Consider the following 1,311-nt stretch of genomic DNA (forward strand, 5'->3'; position numbering starts at 1 on the left):
TGCGGATTCCGACGAAGCCGGCCACCTATTCCGACGTGAAGCCGGCCATCGTTCCGATCTGAAGCCGGCCACCTGGAGCGTCTGCACAGGTCGTTTGGTTTGATGGTCTGATAAGGGTCGGACAGTCAAGTATCGAGTGTCTGGGTGAGCCGCTTGCGGAGGCTCTCACCGGCAAGATCGATGCGATAGGCGTTGTGTACGACGCGGTCCAAAATCGCATCGGCGAGCGTGGGGCTTCCGATGATCTCGTACCAGCGGTCGACGGGGATCTGGCTGGTGATGAGAATGGAACCGCGGTCGTAGCGGTCTTCGACAATCTCAAGCAGGTCCCGACGCCGATCGGCGTTGAGCGCTTCGGGTCCCCAATCATCTATGATGAGCAGGTCAGTGCGCGACAGGGCACGCAGCATCCTGGTGTAGCGACCATCGCCCCTGCCGAGCGTCAGCATGGCGAACAGCCGCGAGGCGCGATGATAAGCGACGGACAAATCCTCGCGACATGCTTTCTGACCGAGCGCGCAGGCGAGATAACTTTTGCCGACGCCACAGGGCCCTGTAATGAGCAAATTGCGGTGCGAGCGGATCCAGTCGCATGAGCCGAGCTTAAGGAAGAGGCTGCGGTCGAGACCGCGCGGCGCTTTATAATCGACGTCCTCAAGGCAGGCGTCATGGCGCAGCCGAGCCGATTTGGCGCGACTTTCGTATCGTTTTTGGCGGCGCACGGTCACTTCGCGCTCGAGCAGGAGAGCGAGCCATTCGGCATGGCCGAGAGAGCGGGCCTCGGGTTGCGTGTCCAAATCCTGCAAGCCCTTGGCCATGCCGGTCAGGCCGAGCGTGTTGAGCAGATCGAGTGTAGGATGCAGCAGCATGGGATGTCCTTTTATTGAAAATAACGAGGGCCGCGCACATTGGCGTGACTGTCGACGCCGCGACCTTCCTCGGCAGGCACGGCGAGATCGAGTTTGGAGGTGAGGATGGAGGCGACGCTTCTGGAATTCAGCGCGCCAACCGCGAGCGCGTAGGCCGAGATGCTTTCGGCGCGGGTAGGGTCGAGACCCTTGTAGATCTGCAAAATGCCCATGCAGGTGCGAAAACCCTGCTCCGGGTGAGGGCGTCGGGCCAGAATGGCGATGACCAAGCCTTCGGTTTCGGGACCGATCTGCGCGGCCCAGCGCTGGAAGCGTTCCGGTGACCACTCGGCATAGTGCCGGTGGTTGGACGGCATATGATCCAATTGGGTGCCGTGGCGCGTCGCGCCGCCATAGCGGCGTTGATGGGCTGCGACCCGCTGGCCTTTGTGGAAGAGTTCAA

At 61.6% G+C, this 1,311-nt stretch carries 1 protein-coding gene and 1 pseudogene; both read right to left on the reverse strand.

The window, feature by feature from the left end:
- Positions 1-125: 125 nt before the first annotated feature.
- Positions 126-869: an IS21-like element helper ATPase IstB gene (gene istB / locus EWE75_RS24620; RefSeq protein WP_130160636.1), complete on the reverse strand. Its 744-nt coding sequence runs from the start codon at positions 867-869 to the stop codon at positions 126-128.
- A gap of 11 nt (positions 870-880) precedes the next feature.
- A pseudogene (locus tag EWE75_RS25260) lies at positions 881-1,311 on the reverse strand (IS21 family transposase); the annotation flags it as partial.

This window comes from Sphingomonas populi (genome assembly GCF_004208535.1).
GTDB classification, from domain to species: domain Bacteria; phylum Pseudomonadota; class Alphaproteobacteria; order Sphingomonadales; family Sphingomonadaceae; genus Sphingomonas; species Sphingomonas populi.